This is a genomic window from Microbacterium pullorum (assembly GCF_014836535.1).
GTDB classification, from domain to species: Bacteria; Actinomycetota; Actinomycetes; order Actinomycetales; family Microbacteriaceae; genus Microbacterium; species Microbacterium pullorum.
Genome location: NZ_JACSQP010000003.1, coordinates 419,481 through 441,017 on the forward strand (window position 1 = coordinate 419,481; position 21,537 = coordinate 441,017).

Below are 21,537 nucleotides of genomic sequence, written 5' to 3' on the forward strand. Positions count from 1 at the left end.
CGGTGGGCGGGGCGGCCGCAGCCGCCCCACCCACCGCTCACACCAGCGACTCGCGCCAGGCGGCGTGCAGCTGGGCGAACTTGCCCGTGCCGGCGATGAGCTCGGCGGGGGTGTCGTCCTCGATGATGCGGCCGTGCTCCATGACCAGCACCCGGTCGGCGATCGCGACCGTCGACAGCCGGTGGGCGATGATGATCGCGGTGCGGTCGGCCAGCAGTGTCTGCAGCGCGTCCTGGATCATCCGTTCGCTGGGCATGTCCAGCGATGCCGTCGCCTCGTCGAGGATGAGCACCGCAGGGTCGGCCAGGAACGCCCGGGCGAACGAGATCAGCTGACGCTGACCGGCCGACACCCGACCGCCGCGCTTGTTGACATCGGTGGCGTAGCCGTCGGGGAGCGACCGGATGAAGGCATCCGCCCCCACTGCGCGGGCGGCGGCCTCGATCTCCTCCAGCGTCGCGTCGGGCTTGCCGAGCGCGATGTTGTCGGCGACGGTCCCGCTGAACAGGTACGCCTCCTGCGTGACCATCACGATCGCGCGGCGCAGGTCCTTCGGATGCAGGTCCCGCAGGTCGACGTCGTCGAGCGTGATGGCGCCGCGGGTCGGGTCGTAGAAACGGGACACGAGCTTGGCGAGCGTCGACTTTCCGGCACCGGTGGTGCCCACGAGCGCGATCGTCTGGCCCGCCGGGATGTCGAGGGTGAAGTCGGGCAGGATCGTGCGCCCCGACGCGTAGCCGAACTCGACGTCCTGGAACCGGATGTGTCCCTTCGCCTGCCACAGGTCCAGGGGCTTGGCGGGGTCGGGTACGGTGGGCTCCTCCTCCAGCACGCCCGACACCTTCTCCAGCGCCGCCGCGGCGGACTGGTAGGAGTTGAGGAAGAAGGCCACCTCGCCCAGCGGGGCGAAGAAGTTGCGCACGTAGAGGACCACCGCGAGGGTGCCGAGGGCGATGGTGCCGTCGATCAGGCGGATGCCGCCCCACAGCAGCACGGCGGCCACCGTCACCGCCGACACCGCCATGAGTCCCGGCTCGAAGGTGCCGAACAGGCGGATGGAGCGCATGTTGACGTCGCGGTAGTCGCGCGCGAGCGTGCCGAACTCCTCGTCGTTGCGCGTCTCCTTGCGGAACGCCTTCACCGCGCGGATGCCGGTCATCGTCTCGACGAACTTCACGATCACCTTGGCGCTGACCACCCGCGACTCGCGGTACACCAGCTGCGAGCGCACGTAGAACCAGCGCATGAGCAGATACAGCGGAATACCCATGAACATGAGGATGACGCCCGACTGCCAGTCCAGCAGCAGCAGCGCGATGAGGGTGAAGCCGCCGTACAGCACACCCGAGACCAGCTCGTTGAGCCCGCCGTCGAGGAGCTCGCGGATCGTGTCGAGGTCGCTGGTCTGGCGGGAGATGATGCGCCCCGACGTGTACGACTCGTGGAACTCCAGGCTGAGGCGCTGCGTGTGCACGAAGATGCGTTTGCGCAGGTCCAGCATGACCGCCTGCGTGAGACGCGCGGTGATGACGGCGTACCAGGCGATGAGCGCGGCACCGCCGATGCCGGAGACGAGGTAGACGAGCACGACGACGACCGCCGGCATCCAATCGCCCTCATCGACCACCCGCGGCAGAGCCTGGTTGATGCCGAACGCGATGAGTGCGGGGCCGAGCACGCGCAGCGCGGTGGAGACGACCAGCACGGCGGCGGCGAGCGCCAGCTGTGCCTTCAGCGGGGCGACCAGGGAGCCGAGCAGGCGCAGCGACCGACGGCGCACGGCGCGGCTCTCCTCCTTGGTGTAGTCGGAGCGGTCTTCTCCGCTGGTGCCGACGACGGTGCTCACAGGTTCACCTCTGTCTCCCGCGAACGGGTCTGTTCATCCTCGAGACTCGAGATCACATGGCGGTAGTGGTCACTCGTGCGCATGAGCTCGGAGTGGGTGCCCACCGCGGTGACGCGGCCGGCCTCGAGCAGCGCGACCCGGTCGGCGAGGGTCACCGTCGACGGACGGTGCGCGACGATCAGCGCCGTGGTGTCGGCGAGGACTTCGCGCAGGGCATCTTCGACGAGCGCCTCGGTGTCGACATCCAGCGCCGACAGCGGGTCGTCGAGCACCAGCACGGCGGGGCGCGCGGCGACGGCACGGGCCAGGGCGAGCCGCTGACGCTGGCCGCCCGACAAGCTCATGCCCTCTTCGCCGATGACGGTGTCCACACCGTCGGGCAGGTCGTACACGAAGCCCGCCTGCGCGACGGCGAGCGCCTCATGCAGCACCCGCTCGGCCTCGTCACTGCCGGGGGCGAGGTCTTCGCGACCGAGCAGCACGTTGTCGCGCACCGACTGCGAGAAGAGCGTGGCATCCTCGAACGCCATGCCGATGTGCGTGCGCAGCTCTCGCAGGGTGAGGTCGCGCACGTCGACGCCGTCGAGGGTGACCCGGCCGCCGGTGACGTCGTACAGGCGCGCGGGGAGCGTCGTGAGCGTCGTCTTGCCCGAGCCGGTCAGGCCCACCAGCGCCATCGTCTCGCCGGGGTGCAGCTCGAGGTCGATGCCGTCGAGCAGATCCCGCTCGGCCGAGCCGGCGTCCTGGTAGCGGAAGTGTGCGCCCTCGAAGCGCAGCAGGCCCCGCGGCTCGGCGAGGGTGACCGGCTCCGCGGGGTCGACGATGGTGTTCTCCTCGTCGAAGACCTCGAAGATGCGGTCGGTGGCGGTGCGGGCGTCGAGGAGGAAGGAGAAGAGGAACCCGATCGATTCCATGGGCCAGCGCAGCACCGTGGCCATGGCGAAGAATGCCAGCAGCCCGGGCACGGTGAGCTCCTCCGCCTGCACGAGCACGATGCCCGCGGCCAGGCACAGCGCGAAGGCGACGTCGGGCAGCAGGGTGAGCCAGAACCAGATGACGCCGTTGGCGCGGGCCTTGCCCATCTCGGTCTCGCGCAGCGACTCGGCCTGCCGCGTGAACTTCTGCAGGGCATGCGTGCCGCGGCCGAAGGCCTTCAGCACGCGGATGCCGTGCACGCTCTCCTCCACGGCGGTGGCGAGGTCGCCGGCCTGGTCCTGGCTCTGCCGGGCGAGGACGCCGTAGGTCTTCTCGAACCGGTAGCCGGCGTACCACAGCGGCGCCGAGCACACGAGGAAGATCGTGCCCAGCAGCCAGTGCCAGTTGAACAGCAGCGCGAGCCCCACGACGATCGTGATCGTGTTGACCACCAGCAGCACCAGGCCGAAGGCCATCCAGCGGCGCACCATGCTGATGTCCTGCATCATGCGGCTGAGCAGCTGACCCGACTGCCAGCGGTCGTGGAAGGAGACGGGAAGCCGCTGCAGCCGCGCGTAGAACCCGTGACGCAGGTCGTACTCGATGAGGGTGGCAGGACCCAGCACGAACCAGCGGCGTAGCCACACCATCGCCGCCTCCGCGAGGCCGAGCACGAGGATCGCGACCGATCCCCACACGAGCAGGGTGATGTCACCGGAGGCGATCGGTCCGTCGATGAGCGCCTCGAGCACGAGCGGGATCGCCAGGGCGAGCAGGCTCGCCATGAGGGCGCTGGCCGCTCCCAGGATGAGGCGGGGCAGCACGGGTTTGGCGAAGGGCAGCAGGCGCAGGAGCGCCCGCGCGGTGGAAAGTCTCTCAGGGGAGGAAGTCATGATCCTTCGTGGGGGGGGAGTCGGTGCGGGCCGGAGGACGGCCGGGAGAAGCGAGTCAGCGCGCGGAGCGCGGCCGGGAGGGGATGGCGCCGACGGCGCGCGGTCGCCGACGTTCAGGCCGGGACGGTTGCCGCCGGGCCTGTGACACGAGGGCGCCGGTGGCGCCCGAGGTGGGTGTGCGGGTTACCCCGCGACTACCCCGCCACTCGTGCGGACAGGCGGGCGGCAGGGAGGAACGCGATCGGCTTCGCGATGATGGCGGCCTGGTACATGGCTTCCTCCTGGAGGTCGGCGACGGGGAGCTCTCGACGAGCGACAGCCCTCCAGCTTATCCCTGAGAATTCGCTGGATGCAATATTCCAGTGTGTCGATCTCGCGGTTCAGGCGGGTCAGGCGGCTTCGCGTGCGAGGAGGGCGCGCTTGACCTCGAGCCCCCAGGCGAAGCCGCCCAGGCTGCCGTCGCTGCGCAGCACCCGATGGCACGGCACGAACAGCGCCGGGGCGTTGCGCGCGCAGATCGACGCGGCCGCGCGCACGGCGCGGGGGTGGCCCATCTCGATGGCGAACTCGCTGTAGCTGAGCGGTCGGCCGGGCGTGATGGCCCGCAGCGCCTGCCAGCCGGCCTGCTGCAGCGCGGTGCCGCGCTGCGCGACCTCGACACCGTCGATCGCGACGAGGTCGCCGCCGTAGTAGGCGGCGACGGCGGCAGCGGCATCCGTTTGCCCTTCCCGCACCTCGCCGGGACGCAGCGCCGGGTGGATGCGGGCGAGCATCGCGTCGGCGTCGGCGGTCCAGCCCGATGCGAGCACGCGACCGGCGCCGTCGGTGACGAGCGTGAACGCACCGTCGGGGGTGTCGATCGTCTGGATCACGGCGGTGGAGGGGGGTGCGGTCATGGCCTGGTTCCTCGGTGGGGCTCTCGGAATTCCGGCGGAGCGTCGGATTCGGGGGTCGGGTCTGGCGCCGGGGCGGCTGCAGCCTGAATTCCGACAGACGCGACGGCGGCCGCGGCGGTGGCGGGCGCGGCGACGGCGGGCGCGAGCACGGCGCGCCAGAGGTGGGCGGTGAGGTAGCTGCGCCACGGCGCGGTGCGGGCAGCCCACGCGGTGAGACCGGCCGGATCCGCGGGGATGCCGAGCCGTGCCGCCCCCGCCCGCGCGGCGACGTCGCCGGGGAGCACCACGTCGGGGTCGCCGGTGACGCGCATGCGCACATAGTCGGCCGTCCACGGGCCGATGCCCGGCAGCGCCAGCAGCCGCGCGCGCTGCTCGGCGGCGTCGTCCCCCGGCGACAGCGTCAGCTCCCCCGTCGCGAGCAGGGCGGCCACCCCCGTGACCGCGCGGATGCGGGCGGCGGGCCCGCGCAGCACGTCGGGGCCGTGTGCGGCGATGGCGGCCATCGTGGGGAACAGGCGGTCGGTGCCTTCGTGCTCGGCGACCCGCTCCCCGAGCGACTCGGTGAGCCGGGTGAGCGCGGTGCGGGCGGCGGCCACCGAGATCTGCTGGCCGACCATCGCGCGGATGAGCATCTCGTGCGGGTCGGCGGCACCGGGCACCCGCATGCCGGGGGTGGCGGCGACGGTGGCGGTGAGCTCGGGATGCCGGGCGAGCGCCTCGTCGATCGCCACCGGGTCGGCGTCGAGGTCGAACAGCCGTCGGGTGCGGGCAACGAGCACGGGCAGGTCGCCGAGCCGGTGCAGACGCGCTTCGAGCCGCACGCGGCCGCGGTCGGCGCGCAGGCGGAACCACGCCGGGCCGCCGGGGAGCGCGAGGGTGCGGGCGAAGGAGGTGGCGGTGGCCGTCTCCACCCCGGCGACGGCACGGGCGGCCATCCAGGCGAAGAGGCCGTCGATGTCGAACGGAGCCCGCACCGGCAGGACGAGATCGATCGCACCGGGCTCGGCACCCGCGTCGGCGCCGGCGCCGGCGCGGCCGCGGCGGGCGCGCAGGGCGCTGGGAGACATGCCGAACACCTCCCGCACGGTGTCGTTGAACTGACGGATGCTGGCGAACCCCGCCGAGAACGCGACGTCGGATGCCGGCAGGTCGGTGCCCACCAGCAGCATGCGCGCCGTGTGGGCGCGGTGCGCGCGGGCGAGTGCCAGGGGTCCGGCACCCAGTTCGGTGGCCAGCAGCCGGGAGAGGTGGCGGCTGGAGTAGCCGAGCCGGGCGGCGAGACCGGGCACGCCCTCGCGTTCGACCACGCCGTCGGCGATGAGCCGCATGGCGCGGCCGGCGGTGTCGCCGCGCAGGTCCCACGCGGGCGAGCCGGGCGCCGCCTCCGGCAGGCACCGCTTGCAGGCCCGATACCCGGCCTCGTGCGCCGCGGCGCTCGTGGCGTAGAACTCGACGTTGCCTGGTTTGGGGGTGCGTGCCGGGCAGCTGGGGCGGCAGTAGATGCCGGTCGTGCGCACCGCCGTGACGAACTGACCGTCGAAGCGGGCGTCGCGGGCATGGATCGCCCGATAGCGCTCGTCGAAGCCGGTCAGCGTCTCACTCATGCCCCCAGCCTGCCACCGCGAGGGCGCCCCGGCTCGCGGGAATCGGACATCGTCGTGTCGACAGCGGTGCCTGCGGGGTAACTTGCAGGGCATGAGCCAAGAGCAATACGACGTCGTGGTCATCGGTGCGGGCGCGGTGGGCGAGAACGTCGCCGACCGCGCTGTCGCAGGCGGGCTGCGCACCGTCATCGTCGAAGCGGAGTTGGTGGGTGGCGAGTGCTCGTACTGGGCCTGCATGCCTTCGAAGGCGCTGCTGCGCAGCGCCGCCGCCGTGCGCGCGGCGCGCGCCGTCGACGGCGCCCGCCAGGCGGTCACGGGCGACGTCGACGTCACCGCCGTGCTGCACCGTCGCGACGCGATCACCCATGACTGGTCCGACGATTCGCAGGTGCAGTGGCTCGAGAGCGCCGGCATCGATCTGCTGCGCGGCCACGCCGCTCTCACCGGTGGCCGCCGCGTGCGGGTGAGGCGCCCCGACGGCACCGACGTCGACCTCACCGCGCGCCATGCCGTCGTCGTCGCGACCGGGTCGGCCGCGCTCCTGCCCGACATCCCCGGCCTCGCCGGCATCCACCCCTGGACCAGCCGCGATGCCACGAGCGCTCGCTCCGCGCCGGCGTCACTGGCGATCGTGGGCGGCGGGGTCGTGGCCGCCGAGATGGCGACGGCATACGCGGGATTCGGCACGGCGGTCACCATGATCGTGCGGTCGCGACTGCTGGGCGCGATGGAGCCGTTCGCCGCCGACCTGGTGACGGCGTCGCTCGAAGCGGCGGGGGTCGACATCCGCACCGGTGTCGAGGTGGTCCGCGCCGAGCGCGAGGAAGGGTCGGATGCCGTGCTCCACCTCTCCGACGGTACGCGCGTCGCTGCGGCCGAGGTGCTCGTGGCCACCGGGCGCACACCCCGCACGAGCGACCTCGGCCTCGACGCCGTGGGGCTCGCGCCGGGCGACTGGCTCGATGTCGACGACACGATGCTCGTGCGTGGCACGGACTGGCTCTACGCCGTCGGCGACGTCACCGGCCGCGCGCTGCTCACGCATCAGGGCAAGTACCAGGCGCGCGCCGCGGGCGACGTCATCGCCGCCCGCGCCGCCGGGGCCACCGTCGACGACGCACCCTGGGGCGCCCATGTCGCCACGGCGGACCACGCGGCGGTGCCGCAGGTCACGTTCACCGACCCGGAGATCGCGTCGGTGGGATTGACCGCTCGCGCGGCCGAGGATGCCGGCATCCGCGTGCGCGTCCTCGACTACGACCTCGCGGCGGTCGCCGGCGCGTCGGTGCATGCCGACGACTACCGCGGCACGGCGCGCGCCGTCGTCGACGCCGACCGAGGCGTGCTGGTGGGCGCGACGTTCGCGGGACCCGACGTGGGTGAACTGCTGCACGCGGCCACGATCGCGGTCGTTGCCGAGGTGCCGCTGCGACGCCTCTGGCACGCGGTGCCGGCCTACCCGACCGTCAGCGAGGTGTGGCTGCGCTGGCTCGAAACCGCCGGCCGCGCCACCGCCTGACCCCGCCCCGCCCCGCCCGCACCCGCGCGCCTCGCGTGCCCGCGTGCCCCGCTCGAGCTGCTCCGGTGTCACACCCGCACAGTCCGCACGCGCGAAACCGGACAAACCCGCCACTCGAGCAGCCCCACCGCGCCGCGCCCGCGACGGGCGACTCGCCACGCGCGGCGCCGCTCGCGCCGCGCGGCCGAAGCGACGCTCGGGTGTCGCATCCGCACGGTCCGGGCGCGCGGGACTGTGCGGAAGCGACACTCGAGCAGCCCTGGCGGGCGCGCGGGTCAGTGGAAGAAGTGGCGCTCGCCGGTGAAGTACATCGTCGCTCCGGCGGCGCGGACGGCGTCGATGACCTCTTCGTCGCGCACCGAGCCACCGGGCTGGATGATCGTGCGCACGCCGGCATCCAGCAGCACCTGCACGCCGTCGGCGAAGGGGAAGAACGCATCGGATGCCGCGACGGACCCGGCCGCGCGATCGCCCGCGCGCTCCACGGCCAGCCGGCACGAGTCGACCCGGTTGACCTGGCCCATGCCGATGCCCACCGTGGCCGAGGCCTTGGCCAGCACGATCGCGTTCGACTTCACCGCGCGGCAGGTCTTCCACGCGAACGACAGGTTCATGAGGTCCTCGTCGGCGGGGCGCTCCCCCGTCACGAGCTGCCAGCCGTCGACGAGGGACTCGACCTCGCCCGGGAAACGGTCGGCGTCCTGCAGCAGCAGCCCACCCGAGACGAGGCGCACGTCCATGGGCTCCTGACGCCAGTCCGCCGGCAGCCGCAGCACGCGCAGGTTCTTCTTCAGTTTGAAGACCTCCAGCGCCTCCGGCTCGAAGTCGGGGGCGACGATGACCTCGGTGAAGATGTCGCGCAGGTTCTCGGCCATCTTGAGCGTGACGGTGCGGTTGGCGGCGATCACGCCGCCGAAGGCCGACACCGGGTCGCATTCGTGGGCACGCAGGTGCGCCGAGGCGATGGGGTCCAGCGCCTGCGGTGCGGCGATGGCGATGCCGCAGGGGTTGGCATGCTTGATGATCGCGACGGCGGGCTTGACCAGGTCGAACGCGGCGCGCAGGGCCGCGTCGGCGTCGACGTAGTTGTTGTAGGACATCTCCTTGCCCTGCAGCTGCGTCGCCTGGGCGATGCCGTGGCCGCCGGCACGCGAGTACAGCGCGGCGCGCTGGTGCGAGTTCTCGCCGTAGCGGAGGGTCTCCAGCCGCTCGGCGCGAATGGTGAGGTGCTCGGGCAGGTCGCCCTCTTCGGCGAGGGTCTCCTCGGCGAACCACGTCGACACGGCGCGGTCGTACGCGGCGGTGTGGGCGAAGGCCCGCGCCGCCAATTCGCGGCGCTGCACGAGCGATGTGCCGCCCGCGGCGATGGCCTCGAGCACGGCGGGGTACGACTCCGGCGAGACGACGATGGCGACGTTCGCGTAGTTCTTGGCGCTCGCGCGCACCATGGCGGGGCCGCCGATGTCGATCTGCTCGACGACGTCATCGCCCTGCGCGCCCGAGGCGACGGTCTCCACGAACGGGTACAGGTTCACCACGACGAGTTCGAACGGTGCGATGCCGAGCTCGGCGAGTTGACGCTCGTGGTCCTCGAGGCGAAGGTCGGCGAGCAGGCCCGCGTGCACACTCGGGTGCAGCGTCTTCACTCGACCGCCGAGAGACTCGGGGAAGCCGGTGATGGATGCGACGTCGGTCACGGCGTAGCCGGCGTCACGGATGGTCGCCGCCGTCGAACCGGTCGAGACGATCTCGACGCCCGCCTCGGCGAGCGCCGCAGCCAGCACCAGCAGGTCGCTCTTGTCGCTCACCGACACGAGGGCGCGACGGACCGGGACGATGTCGCGGGGACGGTACAGGGACGGGTCGTGGCTCGGGCCGGCCATGGAGAACTCCTCCGGGTAGGTCAGGGGGTGGATGCCGCAGCCAGATCGAGATCGAGCTCGCCGATGGCGATGCGGCGGACGACGTCGATCAGCAGGTGCCGTTCGACAGGCTTGATGCGTTCGTGGAGCGAATGCTCGTCGTCGCCGGGGAGCACGCTGACGCGCTCCTGGGCGAGGATCGGGCCGGAATCCACGCCGTCATCGACGACGATGACGCTCGCGCCGGTCTCGGTGACGCCGGCGGCGAGGGCGTCACGCACACCGTGGGCGCCCGGGAACTCCGGAAGGTAGGCGGGGTGCGTGTTGACGAGCCTCGGCGACCAGGCCGCGACCACCGCGGGCGGCAGCAGACGCATGAGTCCGCTCAGCACGACGAGGTCGGGCTGCCAGACGTCCAGCTGGGCGAGCAGTTCGTCGCCCCACTCGGCTCGCTGGTCGCCACCGCGCCACGGGACGACGAAGCTCGGGATGCCGAACTCCTCGGCGTGTGCGAGACCGGAGGCTTCACGGTCGGCGCCGACGACGACGATACGGGCCGGGAACGCGGGGTCACTCGCGGCCTCGAGGAGGGCCCGGAGGTTCGACCCGGCACCCGAGATGAGGACGGCGACCGTGAGCACGCGGTCAGTCTACCGGCGTGCGTGTGGCGTCCTTCCCGGGCGCCGCGTGGTCGTCGACACCGTCGTCGGCACCGTCGTCGTGATGATCGTCTGCATGATCGTCGACACGGTCGTCGTGAAGGTCGTCGTGGCCGCGGGGCGACAGCAGCACGATGGCGGCGCCGAGGCCCGCTTCCAGGCCCACCGCGAGCGCCACGGGGCCGGGCATCGGCCCGACGACGGCGAGCGCGCCGGGGCCGATCGAGCCGGACGCGGCGAAGGCGAGCACGGCGGCGGCAGCCGCCGAGGCGACCGTGATGCCGACGGTGACCACCGCGCGCACCGACATGCGGTCGCGAGCACCGGCGGTTTCGGCGTGATGCACGAGACGGGAACGGGCGACCCAGCCGGCCGCCACACCCGCGGCGACCGGCAGCAGCGCGAGCAGCAGCAGCCACGGCGACGTCGACTCGGGGATCGCCCCCAGCGCCGGGATGCCGGGGAGCACGCCGACGTGGGTGCCGACGGGCGAGACCACGGTGTCCGCACCGAGGGAGAACCCGGGGCCCGCGACGAACGAGATCGCCCACACCACGAACGTCGGCAGGTACGCCAGCTGGCCGAGGGTCAGCACCGCCGCGCCGAGGGTGTCGACCTGGCCCGCCTGGAACAGGCCGATGATCCGCGCGAAGCCGGCGAACACCGCGACGGCCATGACGAGTGCGCCGACGCCGACGAGGGCGGCGACCACCATCGCCGTGCCGCGCGCGATGAGACCGGGCACCTGCACCCACGAACCGCCGCGGCGGGTGAGGGCGTTGCGCGTCGCGTCGACGACGCCGTCGTCGCCGATGCGCCAGGCCACCGCGAGCGCACCGCCGAGGGCGGGGAGCGCGAACACGAGCACGGGATGAAGCACCGCCTGCCACAGCTGCACCGCGGCGATGTCGTTGGCGGTGGTCAGCGCGACACCGGTCGCCGCGGCGGCGACCACGATCGTGCCCGAGAGCACGCCACTGAGCCACGCGCCCGCCGTCGCGGCGCGCGCGCCCGACCGGGCGGCGAACACGGCGGTGAACACGGCGAGCGCCAGGGGCGCCAGCGACACCGTGAACGATGCCGCCGCCGCGTCGATTCCGGCGGGCACCGCGAACTCTTCCGGCAGGGTGACGGCGAGCGGGACGAGGTGGCCGAGCTGCCACACGCGACCGGCGGCGGGCCAGAGGCCGGCCCACGACGCGTCGGCCCCGAAGCCGAAGATCCACAGCAGCGTGAGCGGGGCGAGCGCGGTGACGAGACCGACGGCGACGGCGAGCAGGGCGTCGAAAGCGGCGAGGACGGCGACGAGGAGGCGGTTCATGCGCTGTCGACCCTACCCACGCCCGCGGCGGGCGCCGATCCGGCGCACCGGAGGACCCCCGCGGGACGACTAAGTTTGATTCCCGGAGGAACCCATGACAGCGCCCGCACCCACCACCACCCGCTCCGATTCCGAACCCCGCAACGGTTTGGATCGCTTCTTCGAGATCACCAGACGAGGCTCGACCGTCGGCGCCGAGGTGCGCGGTGGTCTCGTCACCTTCGTGACGATGGCCTACATCGTCATCCTCAACCCGATCATCCTGTCCACCCCCGACGTCGACGGCACGATCCTCGCGCCCGGCGCGGTGGCGGCGAGCACCGCCCTCACCGCCGGGTTCATGACGATCCTCTTCGGCATCGTCACCCGGCTGCCCTTCGCGTTCGCCGCGGGCCTGGGCATCAACGCCTTCCTCGCCTTCTCGGTCGTCGGCCAGGTGACCTGGGGCGAGGCGATGGCGCTGACCATCATCAACGGCCTGATCATCGTGCTGCTCGCGGCGACCGGGCTGCGCAAGATGATCTTCGACGCCGTACCCGTGCAGCTCAAGCTCGCGATCACGGTCGGCATCGGCCTGTTCATCGCGTTCGTCGGCTTCGTCAACGCCGGCTTCGTCAACACCGGCGGCGGCACGCCGCTCGAGCTCGGCACCGGCGGCTCCATCACCTCGATCGGCACGCTGCTGTTCGTGGTGACGCTGCTCGTAGGCGGCATCCTCATCGCCCTGAAGATCAAGGGCGCGATCCTCATCGCCCTCGTCGCCGGCACCATCGTCGCCGCGATCGTCAACATCTTCACGCCCATCGCCGACTTCGGCCTCGCCGGCGGCGGCCTCTTCGCGCTCCCCGACCTGAGCCTCATCGGTGCCGTCGACTTCGGATTCGACTTCGCCAAGGTGGGCTTCGTGGCACTGCTGATGTTCGTCTTCACGCTCGTGTTCACGAACTTCTTCGACGCCATGGGCACCATGACGGGCCTGGCGAAGGAGGCCGACCTGGCCGATGCGAAGGGCGACTTCCCCCGCATCAAGTCGGCGCTCATCGTCGAGGGTGTCGGCGCCGTCGTCGGTGGCGCGACCTCGTCGTCGTCGTCGACCGTGTTCGTCGAGTCCGGCTCCGGCATCGGCGAGGGCGCCCGCACGGGTCTTGCCAACGTCGTCACCGGCGTGCTGTTCCTGCTCGCGATGTTCCTCACGCCCATCACCGGGCTCGTTCCGGACTTCATCGCCGCCGCCGCGCTCGTGCTCGTCGGCGCCATGATGCTCGCACAGATCAAGAACATCGACTTCTCGGAGTTCAACGTGCTGCTGCCGGTGTTCCTCACGGTCACAGTCATGCCGCTGACCTACTCGATCGCCAACGGCATCGGTGCCGGCTTCGTCAGCTGGGTGCTCGTCAACGCCCTGTCGGGCAAGGCCCGCAAGGTGCACTGGCTGCTGTGGGTCGTCGCCGCAGGCTTCGTGGTGTTCTTCGCCCGCGGCCCCATCGAGGCGCTGCTGGCCTGATCGCCTGATCTCCTGAATTCGAGGGCTGAGCGGCGCGCGGAGCGCTGCTCAGCCCTCGACGGGTTCCAGGACGAACACGGCGATGCGCCGGTCGGTCTTCTGCTGGTACACGTCGTAGTCCGGCCACACCTCGGTCGCGCGCCGCCACCACACGTCGTATTCGTCGCCGTCCAGTTCGCGCGCGAGGTACTCCCGGCGCTCGGCGCCGTCCTGCAGCATCACGCGGGGGTTCTTGCGCACGTTCGCGTACCACGCCGGTGGCTCGGGGGCTCCGCCCTTGGATGCCACGACCGCGTACCGGCCTTCGTGCTCCACCCGCATGAGCGCGGTCTTGCGCAGTCCGCCCGTCTTCGCGCCCACCGAGGTCAGCACGATGATCGGCACGCCGCGCAGCGTGTTGGCCTCCGCACCGCCCGAAGCCTCGTACTTCTCGGCCTGGGTGCGTGCCCACTCCGATGTGCTCGGCAGATAATCGCCCGTGATCGCCATGCCCTCAGGGTAACGGCATGGGGACTTCTGCCCATCGCGGTTTTCCGACACCTTCATAGGATGGGAGCCGCAAGCCCACCCGAAGGAGTACCCGATGGCCCTGCAGCTGCCGGATCGCATCGCCCCGATCCCCGGTGACCCCGGCACGGTGTCGCGCCGCGCGAACCGGTTCACGATGACGGCCGACACGATCCTCGAGGCGGTGGAGGGCCTGCGCACGGCGATCGCCGACACGGGACGCCACGAGAGCAAGGCTCTGGACCAGCTCGCCGAGAACGCCGATCAGGTCGCGTCGCGTCTGGAGACCCTCGAGAACCGTTACCGCGAGGCCGGCAGCGCCCTCAGCGGCTTCGCGACCGACCTGGAGAGCGCGCAGCGTGAAGCCGATCTCCTCGTTCAGGCCCACGCCGAAGCCGAGGCCGCGCAAGCCAGGTACGAGCGCGAGATCGAGCACCACCGCGACGAGCGCCAGCGCGCCACCGACCCCATGGTGGCGGTCGACCTCAACCGTCATCTGCTGGTGCTGTCGCAGCGGCAGGGCGCCCAGACGGCGGCAGCCGCCGACGCGCAGACCCGCTTCACCCAGGTCGTGGCGCGCCTGCGCAGTTCCGGCATCGCGGCGGCGGACCGCATGCGCGACGCGATCTCGGGCGACGGGCTCAATGACGGCATGTGGGACGACTTCTCGGGGTGGGTGGCCGACAACGCCGGCATGCTGAAGGCGATCCACTCCGTGCTGCGCGGGGTGACGGCGGTGCTGTCGGTGCTGAGCTTCTTCATCCCGGTGCTGGCTCCCTTTGCGCTGGCGGCGGCCGCCCTGACGGCGGGCCTGAGTCTGGTCCTCGCGGCCACGGGACAGATGTCCTGGATCGATTTCGCGGTGGACATCATCACGGTCGCCACGTTCGGCATCGCGGCGGTGGCGACGCGGGCGCTCGGCGGCGTCATGAACGCGCTCAAGGGCACGCGTGTGGCTCGGCTGGCTGCGCAGGGGCACGCGTCGCCGCTGCGGTCGGTCACCGGCAGCTTCAACGGCGTGCTGCGCGGACGCAACGGGCTGAGCCTCGGTCCGGTGAAGCTGCCGTCGGTGACGTGGGCGCGCGAAGTCAACAGCGCCAAGGGACTGGCCAATGCGCACTTCCTGCGCGTGGCGTCACGCTCTCAGGCCGGCGCCGGCGGGCCGTTGGACAAGATGCTGCTGCAGATGGGCCACGCCGAGATGCAGCGCATCAAGCTGGCCTTCGGGGTGCGCACGGCCGTGTCCATGCCCAACACCGTTCTGGAGTCCTTCGCGCCGCGGTTCTCGGGGGCGCTCGAGCGCGCGCTGCCCGACAACCCGGTCAGCGGCCTGATCGACTCCGCGACCGACGGGTGGCAGGACGTCAAGGACCGCACGTCGTGGAAAGTAGGGTCGTAGCGTGACCGATCGCGCGACGAAGTCCTCCCCCGCCACCGGCCGTGCCCGCCGGGCCCCCGCCCGCACGGCCGCCCCGCGCCGCCGCGCACGCCGGGCGCCGAAGTCGCGACGCGAGGTGCTGACCGGCCGCGTGTTCTTCTGGAGCGGCATGGGGATCGTGGCCTTCGGTATGCTGCCGCTGCTGGCGGTCATGGTCATCGGGCTCGCGCAGGGCACGGTGCCCGTCGAGAGCGGCGTCCTCGGCACGGGCGCGGGCTACCCCCTGTTCCAGCCGCCGTTCTGGCTGCTGTGGCTGCCCGCGCTGGGCATGGTCGCACTCACGGTCATCACGTGGCCCTTCCCCGCCCGCTTCCCGACGTACTTCTGGGGGGCACGCTCCGACATGAGTGCCATCAGCGCGGTGGGCCTCATGACGGCGCTCACCGCGTCGGTGGCCTTCGGCGGGCCGCAGCTGTGGGTCGTCCTCGGCGCCGGCGCCCTCTTCCTGCTGGCGATGGTCGTGTTCGGTGTGCGGGGGTCGATCGAGTTCATCCGCGACGGCATCGATCTGCGCGCCGGCCGCCTGCCCGGCGAGCGCCGCCGGTGACCGCCCCCCAGGGCGCGACGACCGCCCTCCCCCGGCCGCGCCTCATCCTCCCTCCCGCGTGGGAGCTGTTCCCCGTCACGGACGACAACGCGGCCACCGCCCGCGCGGCCTTCGAGGGGGCGTGGCGCAGCGGACCGCGCGACAGCATCGGCCCGTTCGTGCACGAACTCGAGCGGGCGCTGGCGGCGACGCTCGACGATGCCCGTGGCGCCGGCGGGTTCGCCGCGGCCATGCCGATGGGCATCCCCTGGCAGGTTCCGGTGTCGACGGCGGTCGTGCTCAGCCACGTGCCCGCCGAAGACCCGCAGCTCCCCCCGGGCGGCGAGCAGGTGCAGACCGACGCGGGCCCTGCGCGCCGCGGCATCCAGGACGTCGATTCATCCGACGCCGGCGACACGGAGTCCGTCGTGCTGCTGCGCGCGATCGACTACGTGTGGCGCGTCCCCGGCCACGACGCCTACCTCGTCGCATTCGCGTCGATCTCGGGCCTGGCCGTGCCCGAGTACGCCCCCGTCACCGAGGCGTTGACGCTCTTGGTGACCACGATGCTCGACGCGCTGACCTGGCCCGATTCCGAAGGAGAGCGATGACCCTGCACGTCGATTTCGACCAGGATCTGTGGCTGTACGTGCCGGGGGCATGGCCATGGGAGGGATTCACGGGCATCGAGCAGTGGCGCGATGTGTTGGCAGAAGCCCTCGCCGATGCCTACCGCTACGACGCGCCCATGCGCGAGTGGGTGGCGGCGACGGCCGAGGGCCTGGCCCGCGGCGTCGAGGAGAATGAGCACCGCTTCGCCTACTTCTCGCGCCCGCATGAGGCTCTCGGCATCGCGAGCATCTACGAGCTGGCCCGCGCGGAAGAAGCCACCGAGGAGCAGATCCTGGGCGTGCACGACCCGGCGGCCGTGCGGGAGGTGCAGGTCGTGCCGTTCGAAGGCCGCCTCGGGCCGGGGCTGTCGGCCACACGCCACGTCGCCGACGAGAGCGGAGCGATCACCGTGGTCACCCACTGGCTGTGGCGGCTGGACGACCGCGACGTGCTCATGATCGCCGGCGACCCGGATCCGGCCCGGTTCCAGGCTCTCCGCGAAGACTACGACACCTTGGCGCGTGCCATCGGCACCGCGCCGGACGAGTGAGAGGGGACGGACATGTCCGGACGACTGAAGATCGACCTCGACGAGGTCGGGCAGGTTTCGACGAACCTGGCCACGATCGTGCGCCGACTGGAGTCGGCTCAGGCCGACGCCGAGCGACTGGCCGCCGCCATCCCGGTGCGTGAACTCGCCGACGCCGCCGACGATTTCGCCGGCAAATGGGACGACACCCGGCGCGAGCTCATCGAGGAGGTCAGCGCGCTCAAAGAACAGGCCCGTGCGGTGGCCGATGCGTTCACCGACATCGACTCGCAGCTCGTGGACGCGCTGACGCGTCCCCCGCAGCAGGCACCGGGCCGTCACGCCGGGCCGCAGGCCGTCTGAGCCGGGAGGTACGACGAAGGGGGTGGATGCCGCGGCATCCACCCCCTTCGCGTCGTCGCGGGATTACAGCGCGGCGATGATCTCACGCATCAGATCGGCCGTCTCGGACGGCGTCTTGCCGACCTTGACTCCCGCGGCCTCGAGGGCCTCCTGCTTGGCCTGCGCGGTGCCCGCCGAGCCCGAGACGATGGCGCCGGCGTGGCCCATGGTCTTGCCCTCGGGGGCGGTGAAGCCTGCGACGTAGCCGACGACGGGCTTGGTGACGTTGGCCTTGATGAACTCGGCCGCGCGCTCTTCGGCGTCGCCGCCGATCTCGCCGATCATCACGATCGCCTTGGTCTCGGGGTCGGCCTCGAACGCCGCGAGGGCATCGATGTGCGTCGTGCCGATGACCGGGTCGCCGCCGATGCCGATGGCGGTCGAGAAGCCGAGGTCGCGCAGCTCGAACATCATCTGGTAGGTCAGGGTGCCCGACTTCGACACCAGGCCGATCGGGCCCTTGCCGGTGATGTTGGCGGGCGTGATGCCCACCAGCGACTCGCCGGGCGTGATGATGCCGGGGCAGTTCGGACCGATGATGCGGGTGGTGTTGCCCTTGCTCTCGGCGTAGGCCCAGGCCTCGGCGGTGTCACCGACGGGCACGCCCTCGGTGATCACCACGAGCAGGCCGATGCCGGCGTCGATGGCTTCGATCATGGCGTCCTTGGTGAACGCCGGCGGCACGAAGGCGATCGACACGTCGGCGCCGGTCTTCTCCATCGCCTCGGCGACGGAGGCGAAGACGGGCAGCTCGACGGCGTTGCCGTCCTTGTCGGTGTGCGAGACGGTCGTGCCGGCCTTGCGGGCGTTGACTCCGCCGACGATGTCCGTGCCCGCCTTGAGCATCAGCGCGGTGTGCTTGGTGCCCTCGCCGCCCGTGATGCCCTGGACGATGACCTTGGAGTCTTTGTTGAGGTAGATCGACATTGCGTTGTCCTTCTTCGTCCGGGGGTCAGGCGTTCGCGAGCTCGGCGGCCTTGTCGGCGCCTTCGTCCATGCCGGCGGCGAGGGTGACGAGGGGGTTGTTCGCGGCCGCGAGGATCGCGCGCCCCTCTTCGACCTGGTTGCCGTCCAACCGCACCACGAGGGGCTTGCTGGCGGTGTCGCCCAGGATCTCCAGGGCCTTCACGATGCCCTCGGCCACGGCGACGCACGAGGTGATGCCGCCGAAGACGTTGACGAAGACGCTCTTGACCTGTTCGTCGCCGAGGATGACGTCCAGGCCCGCGGCCATGACCGTCGCCGAGGCGCCGCCGCCGATGTCGAGGAAGTTCGCCGGCTTCACGCCGCCGTGCTTCTCACCGGCGTAGGCGACGACGTCGAGGGTCGACATGACCAGTCCCGCGCCGTTGCCGATGATGCCGACCTGACCGTCGAGCTTGACGTAGTTCAAGCCCGCGGCCTTGGCCTTGGCCTCGAGCGGGTCTGCGGCATCCTTGTCCTCGAGCAGCTCGTGCTCGGGGTGGCGCACCTCGGAGGCGTTGTCGTCGAGGGAGACCTTGCCGTCGAGGGCGACGATGTCGCCGGCTCCGGTGAGCACGAGCGGGTTGACCTCGACGAGGGTCGCGCCCTCGCCCTTGTAGACGTCGTAGAGCTTGACGAAGACGTCGGCGACCTTCTCGACGAGGTCCTCGGGGAAGTTCGCCTCACGGGCGATCTCGAGCGCCTTGTCCTTGTCGATGCCGGTGAGGGGGCTGACCTCGATGCGGGCCAGCGCCTCGGGCTTCTCGACGGCCAGCTGCTCGATCTCCATGCCGCCCTCGACCGAGCAGAGGCTCAGGTAGGAGCGGTTGGAGCGGTCCAGCAGCACCGAGAAGTAGAACTCCTCGGCGATGTCGGCGCCGGCGGCGACCATGACGCGCTTGACGACGTGACCCTTGATGTCGAGGCCGAGGATGGCCTTCGCCGCCTCATAGGCGTCGTCGGGGGTCTTGGCGACCTTCACGCCGCCGGCCTTGCCGCGGCCGCCGGTCTTCACCTGGGCCTTGACGACCACGAGCCCGCCGATCTTCTCGGCTGCTGCCTTCGCCTCCTCAGGGGTGTCGGCGATGATGCCGGCGAGCACCGGCACCTCGTACTTCTCGAATAGGTCTCGTGCCTGGTACTCGTACAGATCCACGTGCAATCCTTCGCTGGGCGACGGTGGGGTTTCGGTGTCGAAAAGAATCTCGATATCGAGAGATCGAACAGTCCCCCAGCCTAGTACCCGCGCCCGGGAGCCTCGGTTCGACGCGGCAGCGCGGGCAGGTCGCGCACCGCCGGCCCCTCCAGCCGGGTGCCATCGGGGGCGAAGCGCGAGGCATGCAGCGGGCAGTCCCACGTGCATTCGGCGTCGTTCCACGACAGCACGCCGCCGAGGTGGGGGCACACCGCGCTCACGGCGCGGGTCTGGCCGTCGACCGTGGAGATCGCCACCGGCGCCCCGCCGCGCTGGGCGACGACGCCCTGACCCTCGCCGGGCTGCGGCACGGGCACAGGATGCCGCTCGGCGGCGAGCCAGCCACGCGCGGCGGCGCCGGCGACCCGGGCGTTCTCCATCGCCCCGCGGGCGAGGTCGCCCGGCACGGTCAGACGGGTGCCGATCATCGTCATCCACCGCGGCAGCTCCTCACGGGCCTGCCCGCGGATCTCGGCCGCCAGGCGCAGCGCCGCCCACGGCGCGTTGGTGAGCCCCCACTTGGCGTAGCCGGTGGCGAAACGCACGCGGCCGAGACCTCGCGGGAGGGCGCCGACGAAGGGCACGAGGTTGTGCGAGGTGTAATCCTGCGCCGACCAGCGGTGGGTGGGCTGCGCACCGGGGAAGTGCCGCGTGGTCCAGGCGATGAGATCGTCCACCTGGTGCCGTTCGGAGGCGATGCGGCCCACCGGGTGCCCGTTGCCCCCGACGATCAGCCGTGAGTCGCCGGCGTGCACCGGCCGCAGCGACCGGGTGGGACCGTCGACCGACAGGTAGAGGCCCTCCGGCACGGCGCCGGGGGTCTGGAACGACACGCAGTACGACCGGTTGCCGCTCACCTTGGCGAAGGTGAGCCCGCGGTCGACGATGGGGGTGCCGGTGGCGAGCACGATCTGCTCGGCGGTGAGCGCGCCCTCCCGGGTGCGCAGCGTCGGCCGCGGCAGCACCGACAGTCCCGTCGCCCGCACACCGGTGTGGAGCGTGCCGCCGGCGGCGACGAAGGCCGCGGCGAGCGCGGCGGTGAGGACGGCCGGGTCCAGTGCGCTCTGGTCGTCCAGCGCCACGGCGCGGGCGACCGGGAACGGCAGGTCGGCGGTCTCGGCGGCCGTCGCGATGCGCACCGGGAGCCCAGCCTCTCGCGCGGCGGCGTGCTCGTCGTCGACGGCGCCCACGCCGTCGACGGTCTGCGCGTACGAGAGGGCGGTGTGGGTCGTGCGGGGGACGCCGGCGGCGTCGGCGAAGGCCAGCAGCCAGTCCTGCCCGTCGCGGTTGGCCTCGACGTACGCGCCGACGAGGGCGGCAGGGTGGTGCGCGCGGAGCGTGGACAGCACGCTCCCCTGCAGCAGCGACACTTTGCCGGTGTTGCTGCCGCTCGCTCCCGACGCGACATCGCCGGCATCCACGACGCAGACGTCGAAGCCGTCGACGGCCAGCAGCACGGCGGTGCTGAGGCCGGTGAGCCCGGCGCCGACGATCACGACGTCGTGGTGGGCGCCCGGGGTGAACGGCGTGGCGGCGGCGGGGCGGGGGTGCGGCATCCAGAGCGACGTCATCGCTCCACCCAAACGCGGCTCGGGGCGCCCGCTCAACCGGGTTGACACGGCCGCCGAGTAGGCTCCGTTGACATGACCGACACCGCTGCTCCGGCTGCCGCACGCACCGCCGTGGTCGCCGCAGCGCTCGATCTGTTCGCCGCCCAGGGGTTCGAGGCGACGTCCGTCGAGCAGATCGCGCAGGCCGCCGGGGTGTCACGGTCGACCTTCTTCCGGCAGTTCGGCGGCAAGGACGACGTGGTCTTCGCCGACCACGAGCTGCTGCTCGAGCGCCTGCGGGAGTTCCTGGCGCGGGAGCACGCCGACCCGTGGCAGGCGGTGTGCGACGCCTCGATCCTGGCTTACCGCCATTTCTCGGCTGACCCCGACCTCGCCCGCCGCCGCTACGCGGTGGTGCGGGAGGTGCCGGCGCTGCGCGACCGCGAGATCGTGACGGGCTTCCGCTACGAGCGCCTGTTCGACGACTATCTGCGCGGCGCCCTGCCCGGCCTCGACCCGATCGACGCCGTCGGGTTCGCCGCGCTGGCGACGGCCGTGCACAACCACGTGCTGCGCCAGCTGCTGCGGGGCACGAAGCGCGTGCCGGTGTCGGTGCTGCGCGCGGCGCTCGACGACGTGCGGGAGCGTTTCGGTGTGGCCGAGTCCTCGCCCCCCGCCCAGGACGACGTCGTGGTCGCCGTCTTCCCCAAGCGCATGCCCGCCGCCGAGGTCGCCCGCCGGGTGCACGCCGCCCTCGACAGCTGACGGTTGAGCGCGTCGTGTGCCGTGAGTGCCG

At 71.8% G+C, this 21,537-nt stretch carries 19 protein-coding genes; 8 read left to right on the plus strand and 11 right to left on the minus strand.

Features of this window, described 5'->3' with window-relative positions:
* Positions 1-37: 37 nt before the first annotated feature.
* The 4 genes from H9651_RS06775 to H9651_RS06790 all read right to left on the minus strand — a co-directional run bounded on the left by H9651_RS06775 (position 38) and on the right by H9651_RS06790 (position 6,154).
* Positions 38-1,846, minus strand: coding sequence for an ABC transporter ATP-binding protein (locus tag H9651_RS06775; protein WP_191718508.1), 1,809 nt, complete (start codon positions 1,844-1,846; stop codon positions 38-40).
* Positions 1,843-3,654 (minus strand): ABC transporter ATP-binding protein, encoded by a 1,812-nt coding sequence (locus H9651_RS06780; RefSeq protein ID WP_191718509.1) that lies wholly within the window; start codon positions 3,652-3,654, stop codon positions 1,843-1,845. The genes H9651_RS06775 and H9651_RS06780 overlap by 4 nt, the downstream gene beginning before the upstream one ends.
* A 389-nt stretch (positions 3,655-4,043) precedes the next feature.
* Positions 4,044-4,550: a methylated-DNA--[protein]-cysteine S-methyltransferase gene (locus H9651_RS06785; RefSeq protein ID WP_191718510.1), complete on the minus strand. Its 507-nt coding sequence runs from the start codon at positions 4,548-4,550 to the stop codon at positions 4,044-4,046.
* Positions 4,547-6,154 (minus strand): AlkA N-terminal domain-containing protein, encoded by a 1,608-nt coding sequence (locus tag H9651_RS06790; protein ID WP_191718511.1) that lies wholly within the window; start codon positions 6,152-6,154, stop codon positions 4,547-4,549. Before H9651_RS06790 ends, H9651_RS06785 begins: the two co-directional genes overlap by 4 nt.
* Positions 6,155-6,245: 91 nt before the next feature.
* Here H9651_RS06790 and H9651_RS06795 point away from each other — a divergent pair, with 91 nt between their 5' ends.
* Complete coding sequence (locus tag H9651_RS06795) at positions 6,246-7,673, plus strand: dihydrolipoyl dehydrogenase family protein (RefSeq protein WP_191718512.1); 1,428 nt, start codon at positions 6,246-6,248, stop codon at positions 7,671-7,673.
* A gap of 275 nt (positions 7,674-7,948) precedes the next feature.
* Here H9651_RS06795 and purH read toward each other — a convergent pair whose 3' ends face one another.
* The 3 genes from purH to H9651_RS06810 are packed head-to-tail and all read right to left on the minus strand — an operon-like array spanning position 7,949 to position 11,515.
* Positions 7,949-9,556 carry a bifunctional phosphoribosylaminoimidazolecarboxamide formyltransferase/IMP cyclohydrolase gene (gene purH / locus H9651_RS06800; RefSeq protein ID WP_191718513.1) on the minus strand — a complete coding sequence of 536 codons (1,608 nt, stop codon included), beginning with the start codon at positions 9,554-9,556 and terminating at the stop codon, positions 7,949-7,951.
* Positions 9,557-9,576: 20 nt separating this feature from the next.
* Positions 9,577-10,176, minus strand: a complete 600-nt coding sequence (gene purN, locus H9651_RS06805; RefSeq protein WP_191718514.1) for a phosphoribosylglycinamide formyltransferase — start codon at positions 10,174-10,176, stop codon at positions 9,577-9,579.
* Positions 10,177-10,180: 4 nt separating this feature from the next.
* On the minus strand, positions 10,181-11,515 hold the full coding sequence (locus H9651_RS06810; protein ID WP_191718515.1) for a cell division protein PerM: 1,335 nt from the start codon (positions 11,513-11,515) through the stop codon (positions 10,181-10,183).
* A 94-nt stretch (positions 11,516-11,609) separates the two neighbouring features.
* Here H9651_RS06810 and H9651_RS06815 point away from each other — a divergent pair, with 94 nt between their 5' ends.
* Positions 11,610-13,019, plus strand: coding sequence for an NCS2 family permease (locus H9651_RS06815; protein ID WP_191718516.1), 1,410 nt, complete (start codon positions 11,610-11,612; stop codon positions 13,017-13,019).
* Between the two features lie 48 nt (positions 13,020-13,067).
* Here the strand turns inward: H9651_RS06815 and H9651_RS06820 are convergent, their stop codons facing one another.
* Positions 13,068-13,508 carry a nitroreductase family deazaflavin-dependent oxidoreductase gene (locus H9651_RS06820; RefSeq protein WP_191718517.1) on the minus strand — a complete coding sequence of 147 codons (441 nt, stop codon included), beginning with the start codon at positions 13,506-13,508 and terminating at the stop codon, positions 13,068-13,070.
* Positions 13,509-13,602: 94 nt separating this feature from the next.
* Between H9651_RS06820 and H9651_RS06825 the strand changes: the two genes are divergently transcribed.
* Genes H9651_RS06825 through H9651_RS06845 form a run of 5 tightly spaced genes read left to right on the plus strand, consistent with a single transcriptional unit; the run spans position 13,603 to position 16,994 of the window.
* Positions 13,603-14,925 carry a hypothetical protein gene (locus H9651_RS06825; protein WP_191718518.1) on the plus strand — a complete coding sequence of 441 codons (1,323 nt, stop codon included), beginning with the start codon at positions 13,603-13,605 and terminating at the stop codon, positions 14,923-14,925.
* A gap of 1 nt (position 14,926) precedes the next feature.
* On the plus strand, positions 14,927-15,511 hold the full coding sequence (locus H9651_RS06830; RefSeq protein ID WP_191718519.1) for a hypothetical protein: 585 nt from the start codon (positions 14,927-14,929) through the stop codon (positions 15,509-15,511).
* Positions 15,508-16,101 carry a hypothetical protein gene (locus tag H9651_RS06835; RefSeq protein ID WP_191718520.1) on the plus strand — a complete coding sequence of 198 codons (594 nt, stop codon included), beginning with the start codon at positions 15,508-15,510 and terminating at the stop codon, positions 16,099-16,101. The genes H9651_RS06830 and H9651_RS06835 overlap by 4 nt, the downstream gene beginning before the upstream one ends.
* Positions 16,098-16,652 carry a hypothetical protein gene (locus tag H9651_RS06840; RefSeq protein ID WP_191718521.1) on the plus strand — a complete coding sequence of 185 codons (555 nt, stop codon included), beginning with the start codon at positions 16,098-16,100 and terminating at the stop codon, positions 16,650-16,652. The genes H9651_RS06835 and H9651_RS06840 overlap by 4 nt, the downstream gene beginning before the upstream one ends.
* Positions 16,653-16,664: 12 nt before the next feature.
* A complete protein-coding gene (locus H9651_RS06845; protein ID WP_191718522.1) occupies positions 16,665-16,994 on the plus strand; it encodes a hypothetical protein in 330 nt (109 codons plus the stop codon).
* Positions 16,995-17,057: 63 nt separating this feature from the next.
* Here the strand turns inward: H9651_RS06845 and sucD are convergent, their stop codons facing one another.
* The 3 genes from sucD to H9651_RS06860 all read right to left on the minus strand — a co-directional run bounded on the left by sucD (position 17,058) and on the right by H9651_RS06860 (position 20,762).
* Positions 17,058-17,960, minus strand: coding sequence for a succinate--CoA ligase subunit alpha (sucD, locus tag H9651_RS06850; protein WP_191718523.1), 903 nt, complete (start codon positions 17,958-17,960; stop codon positions 17,058-17,060).
* Between the two features lie 25 nt (positions 17,961-17,985).
* Positions 17,986-19,152, minus strand: coding sequence for an ADP-forming succinate--CoA ligase subunit beta (gene sucC, locus H9651_RS06855; RefSeq protein WP_191718524.1), 1,167 nt, complete (start codon positions 19,150-19,152; stop codon positions 17,986-17,988).
* Between the two features lie 80 nt (positions 19,153-19,232).
* On the minus strand, positions 19,233-20,762 hold the full coding sequence (locus tag H9651_RS06860; protein WP_191718525.1) for an FAD-dependent oxidoreductase: 1,530 nt from the start codon (positions 20,760-20,762) through the stop codon (positions 19,233-19,235).
* A 72-nt stretch (positions 20,763-20,834) separates the two neighbouring features.
* Between H9651_RS06860 and H9651_RS06865 the strand changes: the two genes are divergently transcribed.
* Positions 20,835-21,506: a TetR/AcrR family transcriptional regulator gene (locus tag H9651_RS06865; RefSeq protein ID WP_191718526.1), complete on the plus strand. Its 672-nt coding sequence runs from the start codon at positions 20,835-20,837 to the stop codon at positions 21,504-21,506.
* Positions 21,507-21,537: the final 31 nt, after the last annotated feature.

Coding starts and splice junctions, on each gene's coding strand:
- sucD (WP_191718523.1), bottom strand. CDS start 17,960: ATGTCGATCTACCTCAACAAAGACTCCAAGGTCATCGTCCAGGGCATC.
- H9651_RS06790 (WP_191718511.1), bottom strand. CDS start 6,154: ATGAGTGAGACGCTGACCGGCTTCGACGAGCGCTATCGGGCGATCCAT.
- H9651_RS06825 (WP_191718518.1), top strand. CDS start 13,603: ATGGCCCTGCAGCTGCCGGATCGCATCGCCCCGATCCCCGGTGACCCC.
- H9651_RS06860 (WP_191718525.1), bottom strand. CDS start 20,762: ATGACGTCGCTCTGGATGCCGCACCCCCGCCCCGCCGCCGCCACGCCG.
- H9651_RS06865 (WP_191718526.1), top strand. CDS start 20,835: ATGACCGACACCGCTGCTCCGGCTGCCGCACGCACCGCCGTGGTCGCC.
- H9651_RS06840 (WP_191718521.1), top strand. CDS start 16,098: ATGACCCTGCACGTCGATTTCGACCAGGATCTGTGGCTGTACGTGCCG.
- H9651_RS06795 (WP_191718512.1), top strand. CDS start 6,246: ATGAGCCAAGAGCAATACGACGTCGTGGTCATCGGTGCGGGCGCGGTG.
- H9651_RS06815 (WP_191718516.1), top strand. CDS start 11,610: ATGACAGCGCCCGCACCCACCACCACCCGCTCCGATTCCGAACCCCGC.
- purH (WP_191718513.1), bottom strand. CDS start 9,556: ATGGCCGGCCCGAGCCACGACCCGTCCCTGTACCGTCCCCGCGACATC.
- H9651_RS06785 (WP_191718510.1), bottom strand. CDS start 4,550: ATGACCGCACCCCCCTCCACCGCCGTGATCCAGACGATCGACACCCCC.
- H9651_RS06820 (WP_191718517.1), bottom strand. CDS start 13,508: ATGGCGATCACGGGCGATTATCTGCCGAGCACATCGGAGTGGGCACGC.
- H9651_RS06780 (WP_191718509.1), bottom strand. CDS start 3,654: ATGACTTCCTCCCCTGAGAGACTTTCCACCGCGCGGGCGCTCCTGCGC.
- H9651_RS06810 (WP_191718515.1), bottom strand. CDS start 11,515: ATGAACCGCCTCCTCGTCGCCGTCCTCGCCGCTTTCGACGCCCTGCTC.
- H9651_RS06845 (WP_191718522.1), top strand. CDS start 16,665: ATGTCCGGACGACTGAAGATCGACCTCGACGAGGTCGGGCAGGTTTCG.